Origin of the sequence: Leisingera sp. ANG-Vp, assembly GCF_000813725.1 — a bacterium.
Lineage (GTDB): Bacteria > Pseudomonadota > Alphaproteobacteria > Rhodobacterales > Rhodobacteraceae > Leisingera.
In genome coordinates this window covers 47,607-67,391 of the sequence record NZ_JWLD01000006.1, presented here as the reverse complement: position 1 = coordinate 67,391, position 19,785 = coordinate 47,607, and the positions used below count along the sequence as shown (strand labels likewise).

The 19,785-nt window shown below is 62.0% G+C and carries 17 protein-coding genes; 4 read left to right on the top strand and 13 right to left on the bottom strand.

What is annotated here, in order from left to right; translation table 11 throughout:
• Positions 1-19 precede the first annotated feature (19 nt).
• Positions 20-1,540 (bottom strand): trimethylamine methyltransferase family protein, encoded by a 1,521-nt coding sequence (locus RA20_RS02815; RefSeq protein WP_039124424.1) that lies wholly within the window; start codon positions 1,538-1,540, stop codon positions 20-22.
• A gap of 95 nt (positions 1,541-1,635) precedes the next feature.
• On the opposite strand from RA20_RS02815, the gene RA20_RS02810 reads away from it, so the two are divergent.
• Complete coding sequence (locus tag RA20_RS02810; RefSeq protein WP_039124422.1) at positions 1,636-2,550, top strand: LysR substrate-binding domain-containing protein; 915 nt, start codon at positions 1,636-1,638, stop codon at positions 2,548-2,550.
• Position 2,551: 1 nt separating this feature from the next.
• On the opposite strand, the gene RA20_RS02805 is transcribed toward RA20_RS02810, so the two are convergent.
• The 4 genes from RA20_RS02805 to RA20_RS02790 all read right to left on the bottom strand — a co-directional run bounded on the left by RA20_RS02805 (position 2,552) and on the right by RA20_RS02790 (position 6,208).
• Entirely contained in the window at positions 2,552-3,412 is an 861-nt protein-coding gene (locus RA20_RS02805; RefSeq protein WP_039124420.1) for a metal ABC transporter permease, read from the bottom strand.
• Positions 3,412-4,290 (bottom strand): metal ABC transporter permease, encoded by an 879-nt coding sequence (locus RA20_RS02800; protein ID WP_039124418.1) that lies wholly within the window; start codon positions 4,288-4,290, stop codon positions 3,412-3,414. The genes RA20_RS02805 and RA20_RS02800 overlap by 1 nt, the downstream gene beginning before the upstream one ends.
• Entirely contained in the window at positions 4,290-5,207 is a 918-nt protein-coding gene (locus tag RA20_RS02795) for a manganese/iron ABC transporter ATP-binding protein (protein WP_082017898.1), read from the bottom strand. The genes RA20_RS02800 and RA20_RS02795 overlap by 1 nt, the downstream gene beginning before the upstream one ends.
• Positions 5,208-5,305: 98 nt before the next feature.
• Positions 5,306-6,208 carry a metal ABC transporter substrate-binding protein gene (locus RA20_RS02790; protein WP_039124416.1) on the bottom strand — a complete coding sequence of 301 codons (903 nt, stop codon included), beginning with the start codon at positions 6,206-6,208 and terminating at the stop codon, positions 5,306-5,308.
• Between the two features lie 283 nt (positions 6,209-6,491).
• On the opposite strand from RA20_RS02790, the gene RA20_RS02785 reads away from it, so the two are divergent.
• Positions 6,492-6,896, top strand: a complete 405-nt coding sequence (locus RA20_RS02785) for a hypothetical protein (RefSeq protein ID WP_039124414.1) — start codon at positions 6,492-6,494, stop codon at positions 6,894-6,896.
• Between the two features lie 27 nt (positions 6,897-6,923).
• A complete protein-coding gene (locus RA20_RS02780) occupies positions 6,924-10,256 on the top strand; it encodes a M10 family metallopeptidase (protein ID WP_039124412.1) in 3,333 nt (1,110 codons plus the stop codon).
• Between the two features lie 90 nt (positions 10,257-10,346).
• On the opposite strand, the gene RA20_RS02775 is transcribed toward RA20_RS02780, so the two are convergent.
• The 6 genes from RA20_RS02775 to RA20_RS02750 form a co-directional block, all read right to left on the bottom strand.
• Positions 10,347-11,906: a sulfatase-like hydrolase/transferase gene (locus tag RA20_RS02775; protein WP_039124410.1), complete on the bottom strand. Its 1,560-nt coding sequence runs from the start codon at positions 11,904-11,906 to the stop codon at positions 10,347-10,349.
• Positions 11,907-12,026: 120 nt separating this feature from the next.
• A complete protein-coding gene (locus RA20_RS02770) occupies positions 12,027-12,782 on the bottom strand; it encodes a maleate cis-trans isomerase family protein (RefSeq protein WP_039124409.1) in 756 nt (251 codons plus the stop codon).
• Between the two features lie 15 nt (positions 12,783-12,797).
• Positions 12,798-13,964 (bottom strand): M24 family metallopeptidase, encoded by a 1,167-nt coding sequence (locus RA20_RS02765; RefSeq protein ID WP_039124407.1) that lies wholly within the window; start codon positions 13,962-13,964, stop codon positions 12,798-12,800.
• Positions 13,957-15,147: a diaminopropionate ammonia-lyase gene (locus tag RA20_RS02760; protein WP_039124405.1), complete on the bottom strand. Its 1,191-nt coding sequence runs from the start codon at positions 15,145-15,147 to the stop codon at positions 13,957-13,959. The genes RA20_RS02765 and RA20_RS02760 overlap by 8 nt, the downstream gene beginning before the upstream one ends.
• 2 nt (positions 15,148-15,149) lie before the next feature.
• Complete coding sequence (locus RA20_RS02755; protein WP_039124402.1) at positions 15,150-16,295, bottom strand: amidohydrolase; 1,146 nt, start codon at positions 16,293-16,295, stop codon at positions 15,150-15,152.
• A 154-nt stretch (positions 16,296-16,449) separates the two neighbouring features.
• The gene (locus tag RA20_RS02750; RefSeq protein WP_039124399.1) at positions 16,450-16,992 is read right to left on the bottom strand and encodes a hypothetical protein; all 543 of its coding nucleotides are present in this window, start codon (positions 16,990-16,992) and stop codon (positions 16,450-16,452) included.
• A 237-nt stretch (positions 16,993-17,229) separates the two neighbouring features.
• Here RA20_RS02750 and RA20_RS02745 point away from each other — a divergent pair, with 237 nt between their 5' ends.
• The gene (locus RA20_RS02745) at positions 17,230-17,709 is read left to right on the top strand and encodes a YHS domain-containing (seleno)protein (RefSeq protein WP_039124397.1); all 480 of its coding nucleotides are present in this window, start codon (positions 17,230-17,232) and stop codon (positions 17,707-17,709) included.
• Positions 17,710-17,798: 89 nt separating this feature from the next.
• Here the strand turns inward: RA20_RS02745 and RA20_RS02740 are convergent, their stop codons facing one another.
• Together RA20_RS02740 and aroA are read right to left on the bottom strand one after the other, a co-directional pair.
• Positions 17,799-18,419: a (d)CMP kinase gene (locus RA20_RS02740; protein WP_039124395.1), complete on the bottom strand. Its 621-nt coding sequence runs from the start codon at positions 18,417-18,419 to the stop codon at positions 17,799-17,801.
• Positions 18,416-19,762 (bottom strand): 3-phosphoshikimate 1-carboxyvinyltransferase, encoded by a 1,347-nt coding sequence (aroA, locus tag RA20_RS02735; RefSeq protein WP_039124393.1) that lies wholly within the window; start codon positions 19,760-19,762, stop codon positions 18,416-18,418. The genes RA20_RS02740 and aroA overlap by 4 nt, the downstream gene beginning before the upstream one ends.
• Positions 19,763-19,785: the final 23 nt, after the last annotated feature.

The following is a 19,785-nucleotide window of genomic DNA, read 5'->3' as shown; positions in this document are numbered from 1 at the left end:
ATTCTTGAGGCCGGTCTGGTCAGTACCAGGCGTCCGGGATTTCTTCTTTGCGCCGGGCCACATAGGCAGCCAGCTCTTCTTTCACCGCCTCATCCATCGGCGGCGCTTGATACTCGTTCAGCATCTGGTTCCAGCGCTCATAGGCGCGGCGGCGCATGTCCTTGGAGCCCCCCTCTTCCCAGCTTTCGACATTTTCGCTGTCGCTGAGTTTCGGCTCATAAAAGGCGGTCTGGTAATTGCGCATGGTATGGCCGGATCCCAAGAAATGCCCGCCCGGCTCCACCTCGGCATACGCGTCGCGCGCAAAGGCCTCATCGCTGGTGTCCAGGCCCTGGCTCAGCACTTTCTGGTAGGAACCCAGCCGGTCGGCATCCATGATCAGTTTTTCGAAGCCGGTGCACAGCCCGCCTTCCATCCAGCCCGCCGAGTGCAAAACAAAGTTTGCGCCGGCCAGCATGGTGGAGTGCATGGAATCTGCGCTTTCATAGGCTGCTTGCGCGTCTTCGATCTTGGAGGCGGTCAGCGAGCCGCCGCAGCGCAGCGGCAAACCTGCGCGGCGTGCGAGCTGGCCGATGGCATAGTTGGACACCACCGGTTCCGGCATACCAAAGGTCGGCGCACCTGACTTCAGAGACATTGACGACAGGAAGTTGCCCAGCACGAAAGGGGCGCCCGGACGGACCAGCTGTGTGAAAGCGCAGACCATCATTGCTTCGGCCATCGCCTGCGCCACCGACGCCGCGGTCGACACAGGCCCCATCGCCCCTGTCAGGATGAACGGAACAACCACCATTCCCTGCCCGCGGGCGGAATAGGTGCGCACGGCCTCCGTCACCACCTTGTCGACCAAGAGCGGCGAGTTGGTGTTCACATTGCCCATGATTACGCAGTTGCTGTCCATGACCTCTTTGCCAAAGACGATCTCGGCCATGTCGACACTGTCCTGCGCGCGGGACATCTCAGTGATGGCGCCCAGGTGCGGCTTGTCGCTCAGAGTCATATGGGCAAACAGCATATCGAAATGGCGTTTGGAGACCGGCACATCGCAGGGCTCGCAGATCACCAGCCCGCCATGGTGCAGGTTCGGATGCATGTAGGTGAGCTTCACCAGCTTCTCGAAACTCTCCATATCGCCATAGCGGCGGCCGCCTTCCAGATCGCGCACAAACGGCGCGCCATAGATCGGCGCGAACACCTGGCTGTTGCCGCCGATGGTGACCGAGCGCGTCGGGTTGCGGGCCAGCTGGGTAAACTCCCGCGGCGCTTTCGCACACAGCGACCGGATCCATTGCGCATCCGCCCGCACGGTATCCTCTTCGATCCGTGCGCCTGCCTCTTTCCAGATCCGCAGCGCCTCCGGATCGTCACGGAAGGCAATGCCAACCTCTTCGAAGATCCAGTCGACCTGGGCCTCGATCTTGACCAGCTTCTCCTCGTCCAGCACGTCAAAGAAAGGCAGCGTCCGCTGGATGAAAGGCGATGCAGGGGCGCCGGCGGGGGCAGTGGTTCTGTCGCGCGAGGCGCGGGCGCGTCGGGCCATGGGGCTCTCCAAACTTTCAAGTGATGAATCAAACTATCTCTGCCGCCCCGGTTTGTGACGGTTGAAAAATCTGATCGTTTGGATAATTGAGAGTTATGCAAGAACTGTGGAAACTCCTCACCAGCCCCCGCCACTTGATCGTGTTCGAAGCCGCAGCCCGGCACGGATCCTTTACCCGCGCGTCGGAGGAACTGAATGTGCAGCAGCCTGCCGTCAGCGCGGCAATCAAGCAGATGGAAGCTTCGCTGGGCGTTATTTTGTTCCGCCGGAGCCACCGCAGAGTGGAATTGACCGGCGCCGGCATGCGGCTTTACACCGATGTCTCCAAGGCGCTTGAAGACATCCTTTCCTCGGCCAAAGCGGTGCGGCAATTCGGGAGGAACGACCATGTAACGCTCAACTGCTCCTCAGCTTTTGCATACTACTGGGTGATGCCAAGATTGACCCAGCTGCATGAGGCGCACCCGGACATCGACCTGCGGCTGCAAAGCTCTGACAGGGAACCGGACATCAACACCGAAGGCATATCGCTGGCGGTACGCCGGGGGGATGGCAACTGGCCCGACTGCCACTCAGCCCTGATCGCGCCCGAAGTGATCTATCCGGTGGCCAGCCCGCGGGTGATGGCCTCGGCGGTCAATCTGGCGACAGTGCCAAACCTGCTGCACGAGCGGCTGATCCATCTGGAGGAGCCGATCCGGGAACGTCCCAGCTGGCAGCAATGGTTTGCCCATTTCGGCGTCACGGGCCGGCCGCCGGCCGCGGGCATGCGCCTGAACGACTATGCTCTGGTTCTGCAAGCGGCGATCGCCGGCGAAGGCTTTGCCTTCGGCTGGCGTCATGTGACACAGCCGCTGATCAAACAAGGGCTTCTCGCCGCACGGGAAGAGTGGTCCTGGACCACCGGGGCAGGGTTTTACCTGGTCTGGTCCAAAAGCCAGGATCTGGTTCCGAACGCCGAATTGGTACGCCAGTGGCTCTTGGAGATGGTTGCCGCCGGAACCGCGTGACTCACGCGATACCAGAGGTGTCCTTGGTCCGCTGCATTGATGTGCGGTGGGTCAGGTAGAGCCTGCGCACAAAGGCCAGGATGAACAGCACTGTCAGGATCAGCACGATGGTCGGTGCAGGCGCGCTGTCGAGGAAGAAGCTCGCATAGGTGCCAGCCAGCATCGAGAACATGCAGATCAGGACCGCGACCCACAGCATAGTGCTGAACTTGCGCACCACCAGGAAGGCCACCGCACCCGGTGCAATCAGCAGCCCAATCGCCAGGATCAGACCGGCTGCCTTGAGCGTTGCAACGATGGTCAGCGACAGCGCCGACAGCAGACCGTAATGCAGCACCGTCACCGGCAGGCCCGAAGCCTGCGCCTGCGCCGGGTCAAAGCTGTGCAGCAGCAGGTCTTTCCACTTCAGAACCAGCGCCGCGCCAACCACCAGCGAGATAATGCCCGCGGTCCACAGCTCATCCGGCTCCACCCCCAGCATGTTGCCGAACAGGATGTGGTCCAGATGTGCATGGGTCTCAAGCCCGACATACATCACGATGCCCAATCCAAACATGCCCGAGAAGACCACCCCCATCACCGTATCCTGCTTGACCCGGCTGTTGCCTGCCAGAAAGCCGGTGGCCACGGCACACAGCATACCCGCCGCAAAAGCGCCGATCAGCAGCGGGAAGCCCAGCACATAGGCCAGCACAATCCCCGGCAGCACCGCGTGGCTGACGGCGTCCCCCATCAGAGCCCAGCCCTTCATCACGAGGAAGCACGAGAGCAGCGCGGTGGGCACCGAGACGATCAGCGAAATCAGGAACGCGTTCTGCATGAACGCAAACTGGAACGGCATCAGCAGAGTTTCGAGGTCCATCACGCAGCTCCCTCTTGTGCAATGGCGCCGCGTTTCAGCGCCTCGCGCGCCTTGCGCTTGGCCGCCAGCAGCCCGTGTTTCGGGGCGAAAATGAAGACTGCCAGGAAAATCAGCGTCTGCAGCGTCACGATGATGCCGCCAGTGGCACCGTCCAGGAAGTAGCTTGCATAGGCTCCGAAGAAGCTGGTGGCCGCACCGATCAGAACCGAGACCATGATCAGCCGCGGGAAGCGGTCGCACAGCAGATAGGCCGTGGCGCCGGGCGTCACCACCATGGCGATCACCAGAAAGGCGCCGACGGTCTGCATCGCGGCCACCACCGAGGCCGACAACAGCACAAAGAACACCGCTTTCAGCAGCCCTGGCCGCAGCCCGATAGTGCGGGCGTGGTTTTCGTCAAAGAAAGTGACCATCAGGTCCTTCCACTTGGCCAAGAGCACCGCCAGCGACACAAAACCGATGATCGCCAATTGCAGCGTGTCCTCGGGCGTGATCGCCAGGATGTTGCCCATGGTGATGGTCTGCACCGAGACCGACATCGGGCTGATCGAGACGATGAACAAGCCAAGGCCAAAGAAAGACGTGAAAATCAGGCCGATGATCACATCGACCTTGAGGCCGGAGCGTTCCGACAGGAACAGCATCGCGCCCGCGGCCAATGCGCCCGCAATGAAGGCGCCCAGCGCAAAAGGCAGGCCGAGGATGTAGGCGCCGGCCACGCCGGGCACCACCGAATGGGACAGCGCGTCGCCAATCAGCGACCAGCCTTTCAGCATCAGGTAAGCGGAGAGGAATGCGCAGACACCGCCGACCAGAGCCGACACCCACATCGCGTTGGTCATATAGCCGTAGGAAAACGGCTCCAGCAGGTATTCCATCAGGACTGCCCCCCGCCCTCGCCTTTGCTTTCGCTGGTTTGGGTCTTTTCGCCGTATTGGACAAAGGGGCGCTCGTCGTCGGTCAAGATAGTGACCTCGCGGGTGTCGCCGTCGTCATGCAGCGCATCGCCGCCCAGGGTGAAGTGGCGCAGCACACCGCCAAATGCATGTTCCAGATTGGCACGGGTAAAAGTGGTCTCGGTCGGCCCGTAACCCAGCACGGTGCCTTTGACCAGCACGGTCCGGTCGCAGAACTCCGGCACGCTGCCGAGGTTGTGGGTGGAGACCAGCATCACCCGGCCCTCGGCGCACAGTTCGCGCAACAGCGCGATGATCTGTTCTTCGGTCTTTACATCGACACCGGTAAACGGCTCGTCCAGCAGGATCACCTGCCCGTCCTGTGCCAGAGCCCGGGCCAGAAACACCCGCTTGCGCTGGCCGCCCGACAGCTCGCCGATCTGGCGGTGGCGGAAGTCCTGCATGTTGACCCGGCGCAGCGCCTGATCGACGGCCTCGTGATCAGCGGCCTTGGGACGGCGCAGAAAGCCCATGTGGCCGTAGCGGCCCATCATCACCACATCCTCGACCAGCACGGGGAAGGCCCAGTCTACTTCCTCGGACTGCGGGACATAGGCGACAAGGTTCTTGCGAAGCGCGTCCTTGACCGTCATGCCGAGAATGCGGATCTCCCCCTGCGCCGCCGGAACAAAGCCCATGATCGCCTTGAACAGAGTCGACTTGCCTGCGCCATTTACCCCGACCAGAGCAGTCACCGTACCCCGGGGAATGCCAAAGCTCGCATTCCACAGCGCTGTGTGGCCGTTTCGGTAGGTCACTGTGACATTCTTGGCGGCGATCCCGCCATCTGCGGGAGGAGCGCTGGTTTCCATTACGTGGGTCTCGCTGGCATCAAGCATGGGCTGTCCCGCAGAGTTACACACAGAAAATGTGCTTTGTGAAATGAAACGCCCCGCAACTTGCGCTGCGGGGCAAAAGGATATGCGATAGGAACGGCTTAGTTGGTTACCGACGTCAGGCCCCGGGCCACAGTCTGCGAGGTGACCTTGAGCAGATCGAGGTAGGTCGGCACCGGGCCATCTGCTTCGCTGAGCGAGTCAACGTAAAGCTCGCCGCCGTACGCCACGCCGGTTTCACGTGCAACCTGCTCGGCCGGAGCGGTGTTCACAGTGCTTTCGCAGAACACTACCGGGATATTGTTGGCGCGCACTCCATCGATCACACCACGCACCTGCTGCGGGGTTCCGACCTGATCGGCGTTCATCGGCCAGAGATACAGCTCTTTCATGGCAAAGTCGCGGGCAAGATAGCTGAAGGCGCCCTCGCAGGTCACCAGCCAGCGCTTGTCCTCGGGGATCTCGGCGATCGCCTGGCGCAGCGGCTCAATGGTGGCGCGCAGCTTGTCCTTGTATTCGCCTGCGTTCTTGACGTAGACGGCAGCGTTTTCCGGGTCGTGCTCGGCGAAGGCTTCGACGATATTATCGATGTAGATCAGCGCGTTATCCAACCCCATCCAGGCATGCGGGTTAGGCTTGCCCTCATAAGAGCCTGCAGCGATCGGGATCGGGCTGATGCCATCGGTCAAGGTCACCGAGGGTACGCCGTCCAGATTGGTCAGGAATTGCTCGAACCACAATTCCAGGTTCATACCGTTCCACAGGATCAGATCGGCATCCGAGGCCCGGACGATATCGCGGGGGGTCGGCTCGTAACCGTGAATCTCGGCGCCCGGCTTGGTGACTGAGACCACCTCAGCAGCATCCCCCGCCACATTGGCTGCCATGTCGGCAAGCACCGTGAAGGTGGTAACGACCTTCATTTTGTCTTCGGCCATGGCACCTGTGGCGGCAACGGCGGCGAAAGCGGCGACCGAGGCCGTCTTGAGCAGGTTGGGTAACATCCGATTCTCCGTCTGATACTGTCGTTGACGTATCGTTATTGCAAATCATTCTCAACTGTCAACAAATATGAGAATGATTTGCAAAAACAAGTAGGGCTTTCAGCCAAGCCTGCTGCCGGACACGCCGCGCTGCCAGAAGGTTAACGCAGGTTAACGGTGTCTAAATGTTGTCAGTTTCCTAACCGCCATTTCGCCCCAATCCCTGCCTAGAACTGAGAACGTGCAGCCAGAACGGCGCAGGACTGAACCTGATCCTTCAACCGTCTGAGCGAGCGATTCCCCAATGGCGACACCTGGAAAACTGTCCAGCTGCTCGGCAGCCGTCTGGCTGCTGGTTACCGGCTCAACGGCCCTTGCCAATTCCGGGCACACCATTCAGCTGCAATGCGATGCCCCCCTGCGGCAACCCCTGTGCGAAGCCTTGACCGTTGAGCTGCAAGGCAGGTTCCCCAGCGCTGCGGTGACTGCCGCAGACAGCTTTGGCACCGGACCGGATCTGACCCTGCGCTATGTCGGCCAGGCCCGGTCCGCAGATTGGGTTTCCGGCTATCTGGCCTGGCAGCACAGTGATGGCCGCAACGGCCAGGGACCGGTTATCGAACATTCGGTTATGGACGGGCAACTGACCCCGGACAGCCTTTCGGACTTTGCCGGCCAGCTGGTCAGGCACACTGAATTTCCTTTGTAAATTAACGATCTAGGATGGAAGCACCCCATGTGTGAATTTTGCGGCCGAGACTATCACAGAATTCCAGAAGTCACCGACGACAGCGGCTCAGGCTCAGGCGGCGGCGATGGCGCAGGCAAGCCGACCTATACCGTCGACCAGATTGCCCAATACCTGTACCAAGGATACTGGGAAGACACCGGCCGCACCCAGCGCTCCTTTGATGTGCAAACCGGCGGCGAACTGACCGTCAACCTCAGCGGCCTGAACACAAAAGGCCAGGACGCGGCCCGCAAGGCGCTGGAGAGCTGGACCGCCATCACAGGCATCGACTTTGTCGAAACCACGGGAAGCGCCAAGATCACCTTTGACGACAACCAATCCGGCGCCTGGGCCAGCTCCTCGGTCAACAACGGCACCATCCTCAGCTCCCACGTCAATGTGAATTCCGGCTGGTCCAACGGCAACGACAACTATTTCTACCAGACCTACATCCACGAAATCGGCCATGCCCTGGGCCTGGGCCATACGGGCAATTACAACGGCAGCGCCAGCTATGGTTCGGATGCGGATTTTGCCAACGACAGCTGGCAAATGTCAGTGATGTCCTACTTCAGCCAACATGAGAACACCGCCATTGACGCGTCTTTTGCTTATCTGGCGACGGCGCAATCGGCCGACATCGCCGCGGTGCACCACCTCTATGGCACCCCGGTGAATGTGGAAACCGGCAACACCACCTATGGCGACAACGAAACCACCGGCCGCTTCGGCATGGACCTGAACGGCAATTGGGCGGTTTCTCTCGTTGACAGCGGCGGCATCGACACAATCGACCTGGGCTCGCGCAGCAGCGATCAGACGCTGAATCTGGGGGAAGAGACCTTTTCCGATCTCAACGGCGCGACTGACAACTTCTCGATTGCCCGCGGCACCGTCATTGAAAACGCCGTGACCGGCTCGGGCAACGACTACATCATTGGCAATGCAGCCAACAACAGGCTGGAAAGCGGCGGCGGCGACGACCGGATCGAAGCTCGGGAAGGCAACGACATCCTGATCGGCGGCACCGGGGCGGATACGCTGATCGGCGGAACCGGCGGCGACCGGTTTGTCTATACGGCGCTGAACGAAGCTGGCGATACCATCACGGATTTCGACCTCGCAGCAGGCGACCGGGTCGACATTACCGCGCTGCTGCAGGCCATTGGGTACACTGGCAGCGATGCCGCAGGCGACGGCATCGTGTCGCTGCAGGCCGGCACCGGCGGCTCTTGGCTGCGGGTCAACAGCACCAATCTTGTCTTTCTGTCCGGCATTACCGCCGATGCGGATGTTGCCGAGATTATCGACAGCGGCGACACACCGCCGCCGCCGCCGCCGCCTTCACCTGACAACATCTACGAATTCTCCGACAGTTTCGTGCGGAACTGGACCACATTACTGGGCACAGTCACAGATACGAACGGCGGCAATGACACCCTTGATCTGAGTACGGTGACTCTGAGGTCGACCATCTACCTAACCAGCGGCGTCAGCGGCAAAATCGGTTCCAAGCAGCTGACAATCAGCGACGGTACGGTGATTGAAAACCTCATACTGGGCAAAGGTTCTGACAAGGGATACGGAAATGCCGAAGCCAACCTGATCGATGGCGGTGCAGGCAATGACATTCTCTACGGCCTCGACGGCGACGACACGATTTATGGCGGCACAGGAAATGACAAGCTCTATGGCGGCTCAGGCAATGACAGCCTGAGCGGCGGCGACGGCAACGACTTTATCGAGGGCGGTCTGGGTGACGACACGCTCCATGGTGTCCGAGGTAAAAACAAGGTGTATGGAGGTGATGGCAATGACTGGCTCACCGCAGGGCATGAAAATGATCAGCTGGATGGCGGCGCAGGTGATGACACCCTGTACGGCTTAGGCGGCGACAACAAGCTGGTGGACGGCGAAGGCAACAACCTGATCACCGGCTTAAGCGGCAAGGACCAGATCAAGACTGGCGAAGGCAACGACACGATTGATGCCGGCGATGGCGACAACAAAGTCGATGACCGTGGCGGCAACAACCAGATCACCACCGGATCCGGCAAAGATCAGATCAAGACCAGCGAGGGGAACGACACAATCAACGCCGGCGAGGGCAATAACCGCGTGGACACCCGCGGCGGCAGCAATATGATCACCAGCGGCGAAGGCAAGGACCAGATCAGAACCGGCGAAGGCAACGACACCATTGATGCTGGCAACGGCGACAACCGTGTGGATACCCGCGGCGGCAGCAACGCAATCACAACCGGCAGCGGCAAAGACCAGATCAAGACCGGCGAAGGTGACGACACCGTTGATGCCGGAGAGGGCGCCAACAGGGTGGATATCCGCGGCGGCAGCAACGTGGTCACGGCCGGCAGCAATAATGACCAGATCAAGACAGGCGAAGGCGACGACACCATTGATGCGGGCGACGGCAACAACCGGGTGGACACCCGCGGCGGCAGCAACATGATCACAACCGGCATCGGCAAGGACCAGATCAAGACCGGCGAAGGCAACGACACCATTGACGCAGGCGACGGTGCCAACCGGGTGGACACCCGCGGCGGCAGCAATGTGATCACCACCGGATCCGGCAAAGATCAGATCAAGACCGGAACCGGCGACGACACCATCGATGCCGGCGACGGCGCCAACCGGATAGACGTTCGCGACGGCAACAACATGATCACTGGCGGCAGCGACGGCGACCAGATCAAAACCGGCAACGGCAATGACACGATTGATGCGGGCGACGGCAGCAACCGGGTGGACAGCGGCCAAGGCGATGATGTGATCAGCTCTGGCAGCGGCAACGATCAGCTGAAAGGAGGCAATGGCAATGATGTCCTGAATGCTGGCGGCGGTCTCGACAAGCTGGATGGCGGCAATGGCAACGACTCCCTAAATGGCGGCGACGGCCTCGACCAGCTGACTGGCGGCAACGACGACGACACGCTCAGCGGCGGCAGCGGGAATGACAGGCTGAACGGCGGGTCCGGGATGGACTGGATCGAAGGCGGCACCGGCGTTGACCTGCTTACTGGCGGCAGGGATGCGGATGTCTTTGTTTTCACCGCCGCCGCAGACGCCGGCGACATCATCAATGATTTCAAACGCTCGGAAGGAGACCAGTTCGCTCTGGACGACCTGCTTCTGGAGCTGGGCACAAATCTAGATGACGCATTGGACAGCGGCAGCCTGAACCTCAGCGCTCAAGGCAAAACTGTTTGGCTCGCATATGACGCGGACGGTGACGGCGGCGCAGAGGCACTGCTGATTGCAAGCTTGAAAGGCGTCAAGTCGACAGACGTGCTGACTGAGGACTGGTTTGTTCTCTAATCAGTCAGGAAGGAATATCAAGGGTTATGGCTTGGGCGGCGATCCGCCCAGCCCCCTAACTCCGGCGGCAGCGGTATTGCTCCGCTGCCGTCAGCCTTTTTGAACAGCCCCGCGGGACAGGCTGCGCGGCCCCTCAGGTGTGATAGCCGTCAGCGACAGTGTATGGTCCATGTTTTTCATCCGGTGCCGCAGCATCATCCGTGTCAGCCGGTTGAGATCAGCGGCATACTCTGGTTTTCCGGCCACATTCTCCAGTTCGCCCTGCCCTTCAGTATCAAACAGCATCGGCGGCAGGTCGGCAGCAAACTCAACCAGGGTGAAACGTTCCTCCCGCAGGATGCCAAGGCAACTGTCGCTTGGCGTGGTTCCCAGAGCCAGCTGCCACAATGTCGGTTTCAGCGGCTCCGCAAAATCCAGCTCCGAGAACGAATACTGCCGCCAGTCCTGCGGCACATCCCCTTTTAGCAGCGGCAGAAGCGACCGCCCGTCCATGGAATTCGGAATTTCCTGTCCGACCCAGTCCAGAATGGTCGGCGTCACGTCAATCGACTCGGTGATCTGGGTCAGACAAGCCCCGGCGTTCTCTTCATTACCGGGCACCCGGATGATCAGCGGCGTGTGATACGCCGCATCATAGACCGTCATCTTTCCCCAGGAATGCCGGTCGCCCAGCATCTCGCCGTGGTCGGCTGTGATCACCACCATGGTATCGTCATACTGGCCGGTGTCCTTAAGGAACTGCACCACCCGCCCAATGTGATGATCAACTTCGGTTGCCAGCCCCAGGTAAATTGAGCGCAGGGTGGCGGTATTCTCATCCGTCGGCTCCAGTTCCGGGAAGCCTTCGACAAAACCTGCAATGGTGCTTTTGCGCAGCACCGGATCAAAGAAGGCGTGCTGCTCGCATTCTGCCTCCGGCGTGACCAGCCGCTCCGGCAGCGGCAATGAAGCCGGGTCGTACATGGTGTTGTAAGGCGCAGGCGCTACCAGCGGCGGGTGCGGGCGGATATAGGTCAGATGCGCAAACCAGCTTTCCTTGTGATAGGCGGTCATCTTGCCCAGGAAGGAGTTGGTCAGGAAGGCGGTATCGCTGTCCTCAGCTGCATAAAGCGCCGGATCGTTCAGCTTGGGCGTGCCGCCATCCGGCGAGACCGGCTTGTAGACATCCCAATAGTTCTCGAATTCATAACCCCGGTTCATAAGGTGCGACTGCCACGGATAGGACATCTCCATCCGCATCTCGGTCATCTCGTGAAACCCGTTCATCGGGAACTCATAGGTCCTGAGCGCCGGGTCGTTGGGTTCAAAGGCGCGCGGGTCCTGCGAGGTGTCGGTATAGCCGAACAGCATCGGCATGTAGCCTGCCTTGCGCATCTCGGTGGCGATGTTCGGCGTGTCATGGCGCAAGGGCGCGCCGTTGCGGGCCGACCGGTGGTTCATCGCATATTGCCCGGTCAGGATCGAGGCCCGCGACGGACCGCAGGGGTTGGTCACCGAGAAATGCCGCTTGAAGGAGACCGCCTCCTTCATGAAAGAGCGGATGTTGGGCAGCTCCACATGCTCCGACATGCCACCGAAAACACAGTCGGCGCGCAGCTGGTCGATGATGATGAACAGGACATTTCGGGTGGAGGGGCGGGTGGCTGGCATCCGGGCATCCTTGCAAGCGCGAATCAAACTCTGACAGGCAATCTGTCGCGATCCGCGGAAGAATTACAAGCGTGCTTTAGGAAAGCTGCGCCCCGCCCGGCGCAGCCTCCGCAGCTCTGGTCAGCGGCCCAAGGCCTGCTCGAACAGCTTGCCGAATTGCGGCATGGCGTGGTCCACCCCCGCCAGCCGCAGCATGTGCCAGGCGAGCGCCTGATTGCTGGAGATCACCGGCACGCCAGTTGCCTCTTCGATCTCCGGAATGACGCGCAGACAGCGCAGGTTGGTGCAGGAGATGACAATGGCGTCGCAATCCTGCTCCCTGGCCACGCGCTTGGCAGCCTCCGAAATCGACGTTTCCGAAATCCGGGCGACGACCCGGTCATCCATCTCTTCGAACGAGCCGAAACCGGCAATCGCAAATCCCGCGTCTTCCAGCTTCTGCCGCATCTGTGCGGAAACTTCCGGCAGGTAGGGGGTGACAAATCCGAACCGGGATACCCCCAGCGCCTTGCCCGCAGCGATGATCGCCGCCAGCGGATCCGTGACCTTGACGCCGGGCAGGACGGATTGAACCGCCTCCGCGACCTTGTCCGAACCAATCACCGTCGAAGCCGACGTGCAGCCGTAGCCGATCACGTCAAAGTTCAGCGACGACGGGTACAGCCGGACCGAAGCCGGCAGATCCGCCTGCATCTGTGCCAGGGTCTCGGGGCGGATTTCCGGCACCATAGGGATGCGGCTGTGATAGAGCGCCACACCCTCCTGCGCCATCATCCGGGAAAACTCTGCCTCCAGCGTCTCGTCGGTTTCCAGCACGATCACGCCCAGATTGGCGCGGGTGCCGATGCCTGCGTCCGTGTCAAAAGGGAGCTTCATGGGCCGCGGCCTCCTTTAAATCACAGGCAGTTCGGGTGCTGCACGCGTTGTCAGCAGCTCCGCACCGCCAGGCCGGATCACGATGTTTTCCTCATGCACCATGATTTTGCCGTCACCATAGCCCAGCGAGGGTTCCAGGGTCAGCACCATGTTCTCCTCGATCACCGTGCCGTCAAACGCCGCGTGCGAAGGCCATTCGGTGAGCTGCATCCCCAGCCCGTGGCCCAGCCGTCCAACGTCGCCGCCCTGATCATCCATTTCCGCGATCACAGACTGCATCGCGGTGAACAGATCCCGGCAGGTGGCGCCGGGCCTGGCTGCTTCGATTCCCGCTTCGGTGGCCCGCCACAGGACATCATAGGCCCGTTTCGACAGGTCATCGGCCTGTCCAATGGCAAAGTTGCGGTCGAAGTCGCAGAAGTAACCGTCCCAGGTGGAGCCGGTATCCAGCATCACGATATCCCCCGCCTGCAGCGGGCGGCTGGTCGGCGGAGAGATCACATCGCTATAGCCGCCCTGATCGGCGCCGCCGACCAGATAAGGCACATCGTCTGCCCCTTGGGCCAACGCCTCGCGGCGGAAGGCGCGGAACAGGTCTTCAAAAGGCTGCCCCTCACGGGCAATCTCCGGCACCCGTGCAAATGTCCGCGAACCAATGCCGCAGATATGGCTCAGCTTTTCGATCTCGGCTGCGGATTTCACCATCCGCAGGCTGCGCACCAGCGGAGTTGCATCCGCCACCTTCAGTCCCGGCAGACCGGCCATCAGCCGTTCATAGTCGCCCAGCGGCATACGCAGCGCGGTTTCATGCCCCTTCATCACCCCGATCGAGCCGCCGCGCCCGGCAATCGGCGACAGCAGCTCGGTCAGCAGGCTGAGGCCGTCATCCTCGGGTGCGGGCGCGCTCCAAGTGCGGATGTCCTCAATCCAGGTGCGGCGCATCAGGTCGGCGCCGATCTCCGGGATGATGGCAATCGGTTTGCCCGCAGGCGGCACAAACAGAAACCAGGGCCGGGTCGGGCTCTGCCAGAACAGCGTGTGAAAACCGCTGAAATAGCGCACCTCCGGCTCGGTCAGCAGCAGGAGCCCGTCGAGCCCCTGCTGTGCCATCAACGCCTGTGCCTTTTCAGTCCGGGCTGCAAATTCCGCATCCGGAAACCCGCGCAAGGGCGCGTCAGACATGGTCTTTCCCTTCCATGATCGCAGCAAAGATTGCCGGATCGGTCACACCTTCGGACCCGATCAGCAGCACGCGGGACTCTGCATCCAGTCCCAGGGTGCCCTTCATCTCTGCCGACTGGCACGCCGCGATGACGGCGGCCAGCCCTGCCACCGCGCTTTCGCCGGCCTCAACCACGGGATCGCCGGTCTCAGAATTGGCCAGCAGCCGCACCGTGGGCGCCACGATGCTGTCCGGGATGGTCAGGAAGTCCGAAGACTCCTCGGCCAGGATCTCCCATGCCATTTCCGACGGTTCGCCGCAGGAAAGACCCGCCATGATGGTCTCTTCCTGAATGGCAAAATTCGTTGCCTTGCCGTTGCGGGCGCTGTCGAACAGGCAGGCGGCCAGCTCGGGTTCAACAATCACCACCCGCGGGGCGTTTTCCCCGTAGTACTGGCGCAGACCGGCCGCAACCGAAGCCGCCAGGCCGCCGACACCGCCCTGCAGGAACACATGTGTGGGCGCATGCTCCAGAGCTTCACAGGCCTCGCGGGTCATCACGCTGTAGCCAGCCATCACGTCGCGCGGCGGCTCGGTGTAGCCTTCCCAGGAGGTATCGGAGACCACGAACCAGCCGTTCTCATCTGCCTCTTTCTTGGCCAGCAGCACGGATTCGTCGTAGTCGCCCGTGATCCGGATCACCTCGGCACCCAGCTCGCGCATGGCCACGGCACGGCCTTCGCTGACTTCGGCGTGGATGTAGATCCGGCAGGGCGCGCCGAACCGCTGGCAGCCCCATGCCAGAGAGCGGCCGTGGTTGCCGTCGGTGGCAGACACCAGTGTGATCCCGGCGCAGGCTTCCCTATGCTCGCCCTTGCGGATGGATTCCAGGCTGACGTCCTGGCCCAGCTGCGCACTCAGTTCCCGCTGCAATACCCGCAGAGCTGCATATGACCCGCCCAGCGCCTTGAAGCTGCCCAGGCCAAAGCGCGGCCCTTCATGCTTGTAGTCGATACGGCCGACGCCGATCTTGCCCGCCAGGCCGGCCAGCGAGACCAGCGGCGTTGCTTCATAGCCGTCCCAAGCGGTGATTTCCGCCTGAGCATTGCCGAAATCCTGTTCGGACAGAACGGTATAGGCCGCCTCACCTGCCTTCGGGCTTCCTGCCGCATGGCTCATCGCCACTGCAAATTTGTCAAACATGGTCAGTCCTTTCCCGCTGGCAGCCGGTCACGCACGAGCTGCACCCAGAACTCTGCGCCAATCGGCAGCAGAGCATCGTTGAAATCATAATCCGCCGAATGCAGCGGCTGGCCGTTGGGGCCCTCTTCACCATTGCCCAGCAGCAGGAAGCAGCCCGGCACAGCTGCCGAGAAATGGGCAAAGTCCTCGGAAAAGCTCATCGGCGGCCGGTTGCGGATCACCTCGCAGCCCGCGGCCTCGCCGGCGCGATAGACGGCCTCAACGGGTCCTTCCGCGTTGATGGCCTCAACAAACTCTGTGTTGAAGCTTACTTCCGCTTCCACTCCGTGGGTGCTGGCAACACCGGCCGCGATCTGGCGCATGAGGCGCTCAACCGCCTCCCGGTCCGCAGGCACCCGTGCCCGCACATCACCCTTCAGCACTGCATGGCCCGGCAGCACGTTGCGCTGGCCGTCGGTCAGGAACTCAGTGACCGAAACCACAGCCCCGGACCCTGGTGCCAGTTTGCGCGACACAATGGTCTGCAGCGCGAGCACCATCTCGGCGCCGACAGTGATTGCATCCACCCCCGCCTGCGGCATCGAGGCATGGCCGCCCTGCCCCTTGATCGAGATTTCAAACAGGCTTTCGCTGTTGCAGATCTGTCCCGGCCGGGTCGAGACCTGCCCCGCCGGCGCGCCCGGCAGGTTGTGAATGGCATAAACCTCTTCGATCGGAAACTTCTCCAGCACGCCCTCGGCAATCATCGCCTGCGCGCCCAGCCCGTGCTCCTCGTTGGGCTGGAAGATAAACACCGCGGTGCCATCAAAATCCCGTTCCTGTGCCAGCCGTTCAGCGGCGCCAAGCAGCATCGTCATATGGCCGTCATGGCCGCAGGCGTGCATCTTTCCCGGCGTTTCCGAGACATAATCATGGGTCGAGATTTCCGTGATCGGCAGCGCGTCCATGTCGGCGCGCAATCCGATGGCCCTGTTGCCCTGTCCGGCGCGCAGCAGGCCGACAACCCCTGCCCCTTCATGCACTTCCAGCCCGAGCCCGCGGAGATGCTCCGCCACTTTGGCCTTGGTGCGTTCTTCCTGAAAACCAAGCTCAGGATGGCGGTGAAAATCGCGGCGCAGCGCGATCAGCCGGTCCTCGAATGTGGTCATATGCGCTCTCCAAACCGTTTGCAGCGACTCTAGGCTGCGATTTGCGATTTGGCGCGTATTATTCCGCTTTTCAGGTGACGAAATTTATCGCCTGACCGTGCAACCGGGCTGAATTTCGTACCACTGCAGAGACATATTCAACCCATGCCAGGTGTTAGATTTCTTCACCCTTTTCCAGCAGTTCCTCAATCAGCTGCCGCTGGATCCCCGGGCTGTCGCCACCGCCGAATTGCAGCGCCCCGCCAGTATAGAGAGTGCCGTAGGTGCGGGCGATATTGACGGTCTGGCCCAGCGAGGAAATCAGCTGATCCTTCTCCAATGGCGACAGCGGGTGAATGAACACCGCCCACAGCTGCCCGCGGGCCACCGCATAGCGGGCATCCAGCGCCGTGTCGAAATTGGCCTGCATCATCCGCATCAGCTCTTCTGCTGTCAGCCCCTCGGCCGGGCGCAGCGGCACCATCGCCCGCATCCGGTCCGCTGCAGGGTCGGTCACCACCAGCATCGGCACTCCTGAAATGGACAATTGAAAGCCCGCGCCCATCGGTTGCGCATTCTCATCCAGCGCAAAGATGATCCGCCCGAGGCGTTCATAGGTCATCGGCGGTTCGGTCGCCTCAGGAGGTTCAGGGGCCTCCTGCGCCCAGGCAGGCGCCGCCAATACACAGGCAGTCACAAATGTCCGCAGCCAGGCCATGTCGGCACCTCCTCTTCAGCAAAGCACCCTCAGGCTACTGCCGCGCGGGCCCAGGCTCCATGCACAGATCGGTGAGCACGCGTGAAAGCAGGCACGCCAGAGTTCCGGACGATCTGCAAAATCACCCGAACGATCAGAGATTAAACGTCCAGCCATGCGGACTTAGCTTCAGATCACCGGGCCAAACAGCCTGTCCTGAACAAACCGAAACAGCAACCGAACCTGATGAGGATCAACATGAAAACGCTTCTGACAACCGCCCTGATTTCGCTCTCCGCCGCCCTGGCAGCCCCGGCCTTTGCCGCCGATGAGGTCAACGTCTCCAACGGTATCTCGGCCGGCGGCGCGCCGCTGGCGGCCCATGGCGTCGACCTGGTGGCGCTGCTCGACAGCCGCAACCCGGTGGAAGGTGTGGCAAACTACTCTGCAACCGTGGACGGCGCGTCGTACTACTTTGCCTCCGAAGAGAACAAGACCGCCTTCGAAGCCAACCCGGCGAAATACCTGCCGCAGCATGGCGGCTTCTGCTCCTACGGCGTGTCGGTCGGCAAGAAGTTTGACGGCGACCCGGACCAGTACCTGGTGCACGACGGCAAGCTGTTCCTGTTCCTGAACGCCGCCACCCGCGCCGCCTTCCTGGAAGACGTGGCCGGAACTGCCAAAACCGCGGACACTCAGTGGGGCCAGATCAAGCACACCGCCGTCGGCGAGCTCTGATCCCAAGCGCACCCGTGTCCCAGAGGGGCGGCAGCACTGCTCCGTCCTGCTGTCCCTCCGCCCGCAGCTGCTGCATCAGCTGCGGGTGATTAGCTTGCAGAGCGGCGCTCTTCGATCACCGCCAGTGCCGCGGCCAGCGCGTCTTCGATGCTGAGATCGCTGGTATCGATCAGCACCGCATCCTCGGCCGGTTTCAGCGGCGCCTCTGCCCGGTTCATATCGCGGTCATCACGCGCCTTCACATCAGCCAGGACCTCTTCCAGAGAGATCACTTTGCCCGCCGCAGTCAGTTCCAGGAACCGCCGCCGCGCCCGCACCTCGGCGCTGGCCGTGACAAACAGTTTCACCTGCGCATAAGGGCAGATCACGGTGCCGATGTCGCGCCCGTCCAGCACCGCGCCGCCCACCCGACGGGCAAACGCCCGCTGGAAGTCCACCAGCGCCGCCCGCACTTCGGCAACCACTGCCACCTTGGAAGCGGCCTGAGCCACCTCCGGCCCGCGCAGATCATCGCGTGCCAGGTCGTCAGGTGTCAGATTTTGCGCCGCCTCAATGGGGGCCACGCCCTCCAGCATCCTTGCACCGACAGCCCGGTACAAGAGGCCAGTGTCCAGATGGCCAAATCCGTAATGCGCCGCCACGGCCTTGGAGATCGTCCCCTTGCCCGCAGCAGCTGGCCCGTCGATGGCGATGGTGAAGCTCTCGCTCATGTGCGCTCCAGCTTGGCACCCAGATTGCCCATCAGGCTTTCAAAAATCGGGAAAGAGGTTGCAATCGGGCTGCCGTCATCAACGGAGACCGCGTTCTGCGCGCCCATGCCCATCACCATGAAGGACATGGCGATGCGGTGATCCAGGAAACTCTCGCAAGTGCCGCCGCCGGACACGCCATCAATGCCCAGGCCAGTGACTTCCCACCAGTCCTCGCCTTCCTCGACGGTGACGCCATTGGCGCGCAGGCCCTTGGCCATCGCGTCGATCCGGTCGCTTTCCTTGACCCGCAGCTCCTTGACGCCGGCCATCATGGTCTTGCCGTCCGCAAAGGAGGCAACCACCGACAGAACCGGGTATTCGTCGATCATCGAGGCGGCGCGTTCCGGCGGCACTTCGATGCCCTTCATATTCGGCGAGTATTTGGCGCGCAGATCGGCCACAGGCTCACCGCCCTCTTCGCGCATGTTCTCGAATGTTAGATCCGCGCCCATGTCCTGCAGCGTATAGTACAGGCCTGCGCGGGTCGGGTTGAGGCCGATGTTCGGCACCAGCACGTCAGACCCGGGTGTGATCAATGCCGCACAGACCGGAAAGGCGGCCGAGGACGGATCGCGCGGGACGGCGATGACCTGCGGCGTCAGTTCGGGACGGCCGGTCAAGGTGATGACGCGGCCCTCTTCGGTTTCCTCGGTGGTGATCTCGGCACCGAAACCGGCCAGCATCCGCTCGGTGTGGTCGCGGGTGGCTTCCTTCTCGATCACCACGGTCTTGCCGGGCGCGTTGAGGCCCGCAAACAGCACCGCGGATTTCACTTGCGCGGACGGGACCGGCACCTCGTAGCGCACCGGAACCGGGTCGGCGGCCCCCACGATAGTCATCGGCAGGCGGCCGCCTGAGCGGCCCACCGACTGGGTGCCAAACAGCGCCAGCGGGTCAGTCACCCGCGCCATCGGGCGTTTGTTCAGCGAGGCATCACCGGTGAAGGTCGCCGTGATCGGAGAGGTCGCCATCACCCCCATGATCAGCCGCACGCCGGTGCCCGAGTTGCCGCAATCGATCACATTTTCCGGCTCGGCAAAGCCGCCGACACCCACGCCGAACACCGACCAGCTGCCGCCGCCGTGGTTCACCACCTCAGCGCCAAAGGCCTGCATCGCCTTGGCTGTGTCCAGAACATCCTCGCCTTCCAGCAGGCCGGAGATCTTGGTTTCGCCAACCGACAAGGCCCCCAGGATCAGCGAACGGTGCGAGATCGACTTGTCGCCGGGCACCTCAGCTGTACCGGTCAGCGGACCGCAGCGGTGCGAAGTCATCGGGATGGGCGTGCCGTGTCCGGACATTAGGAGACCTTTCCTATGCTAGC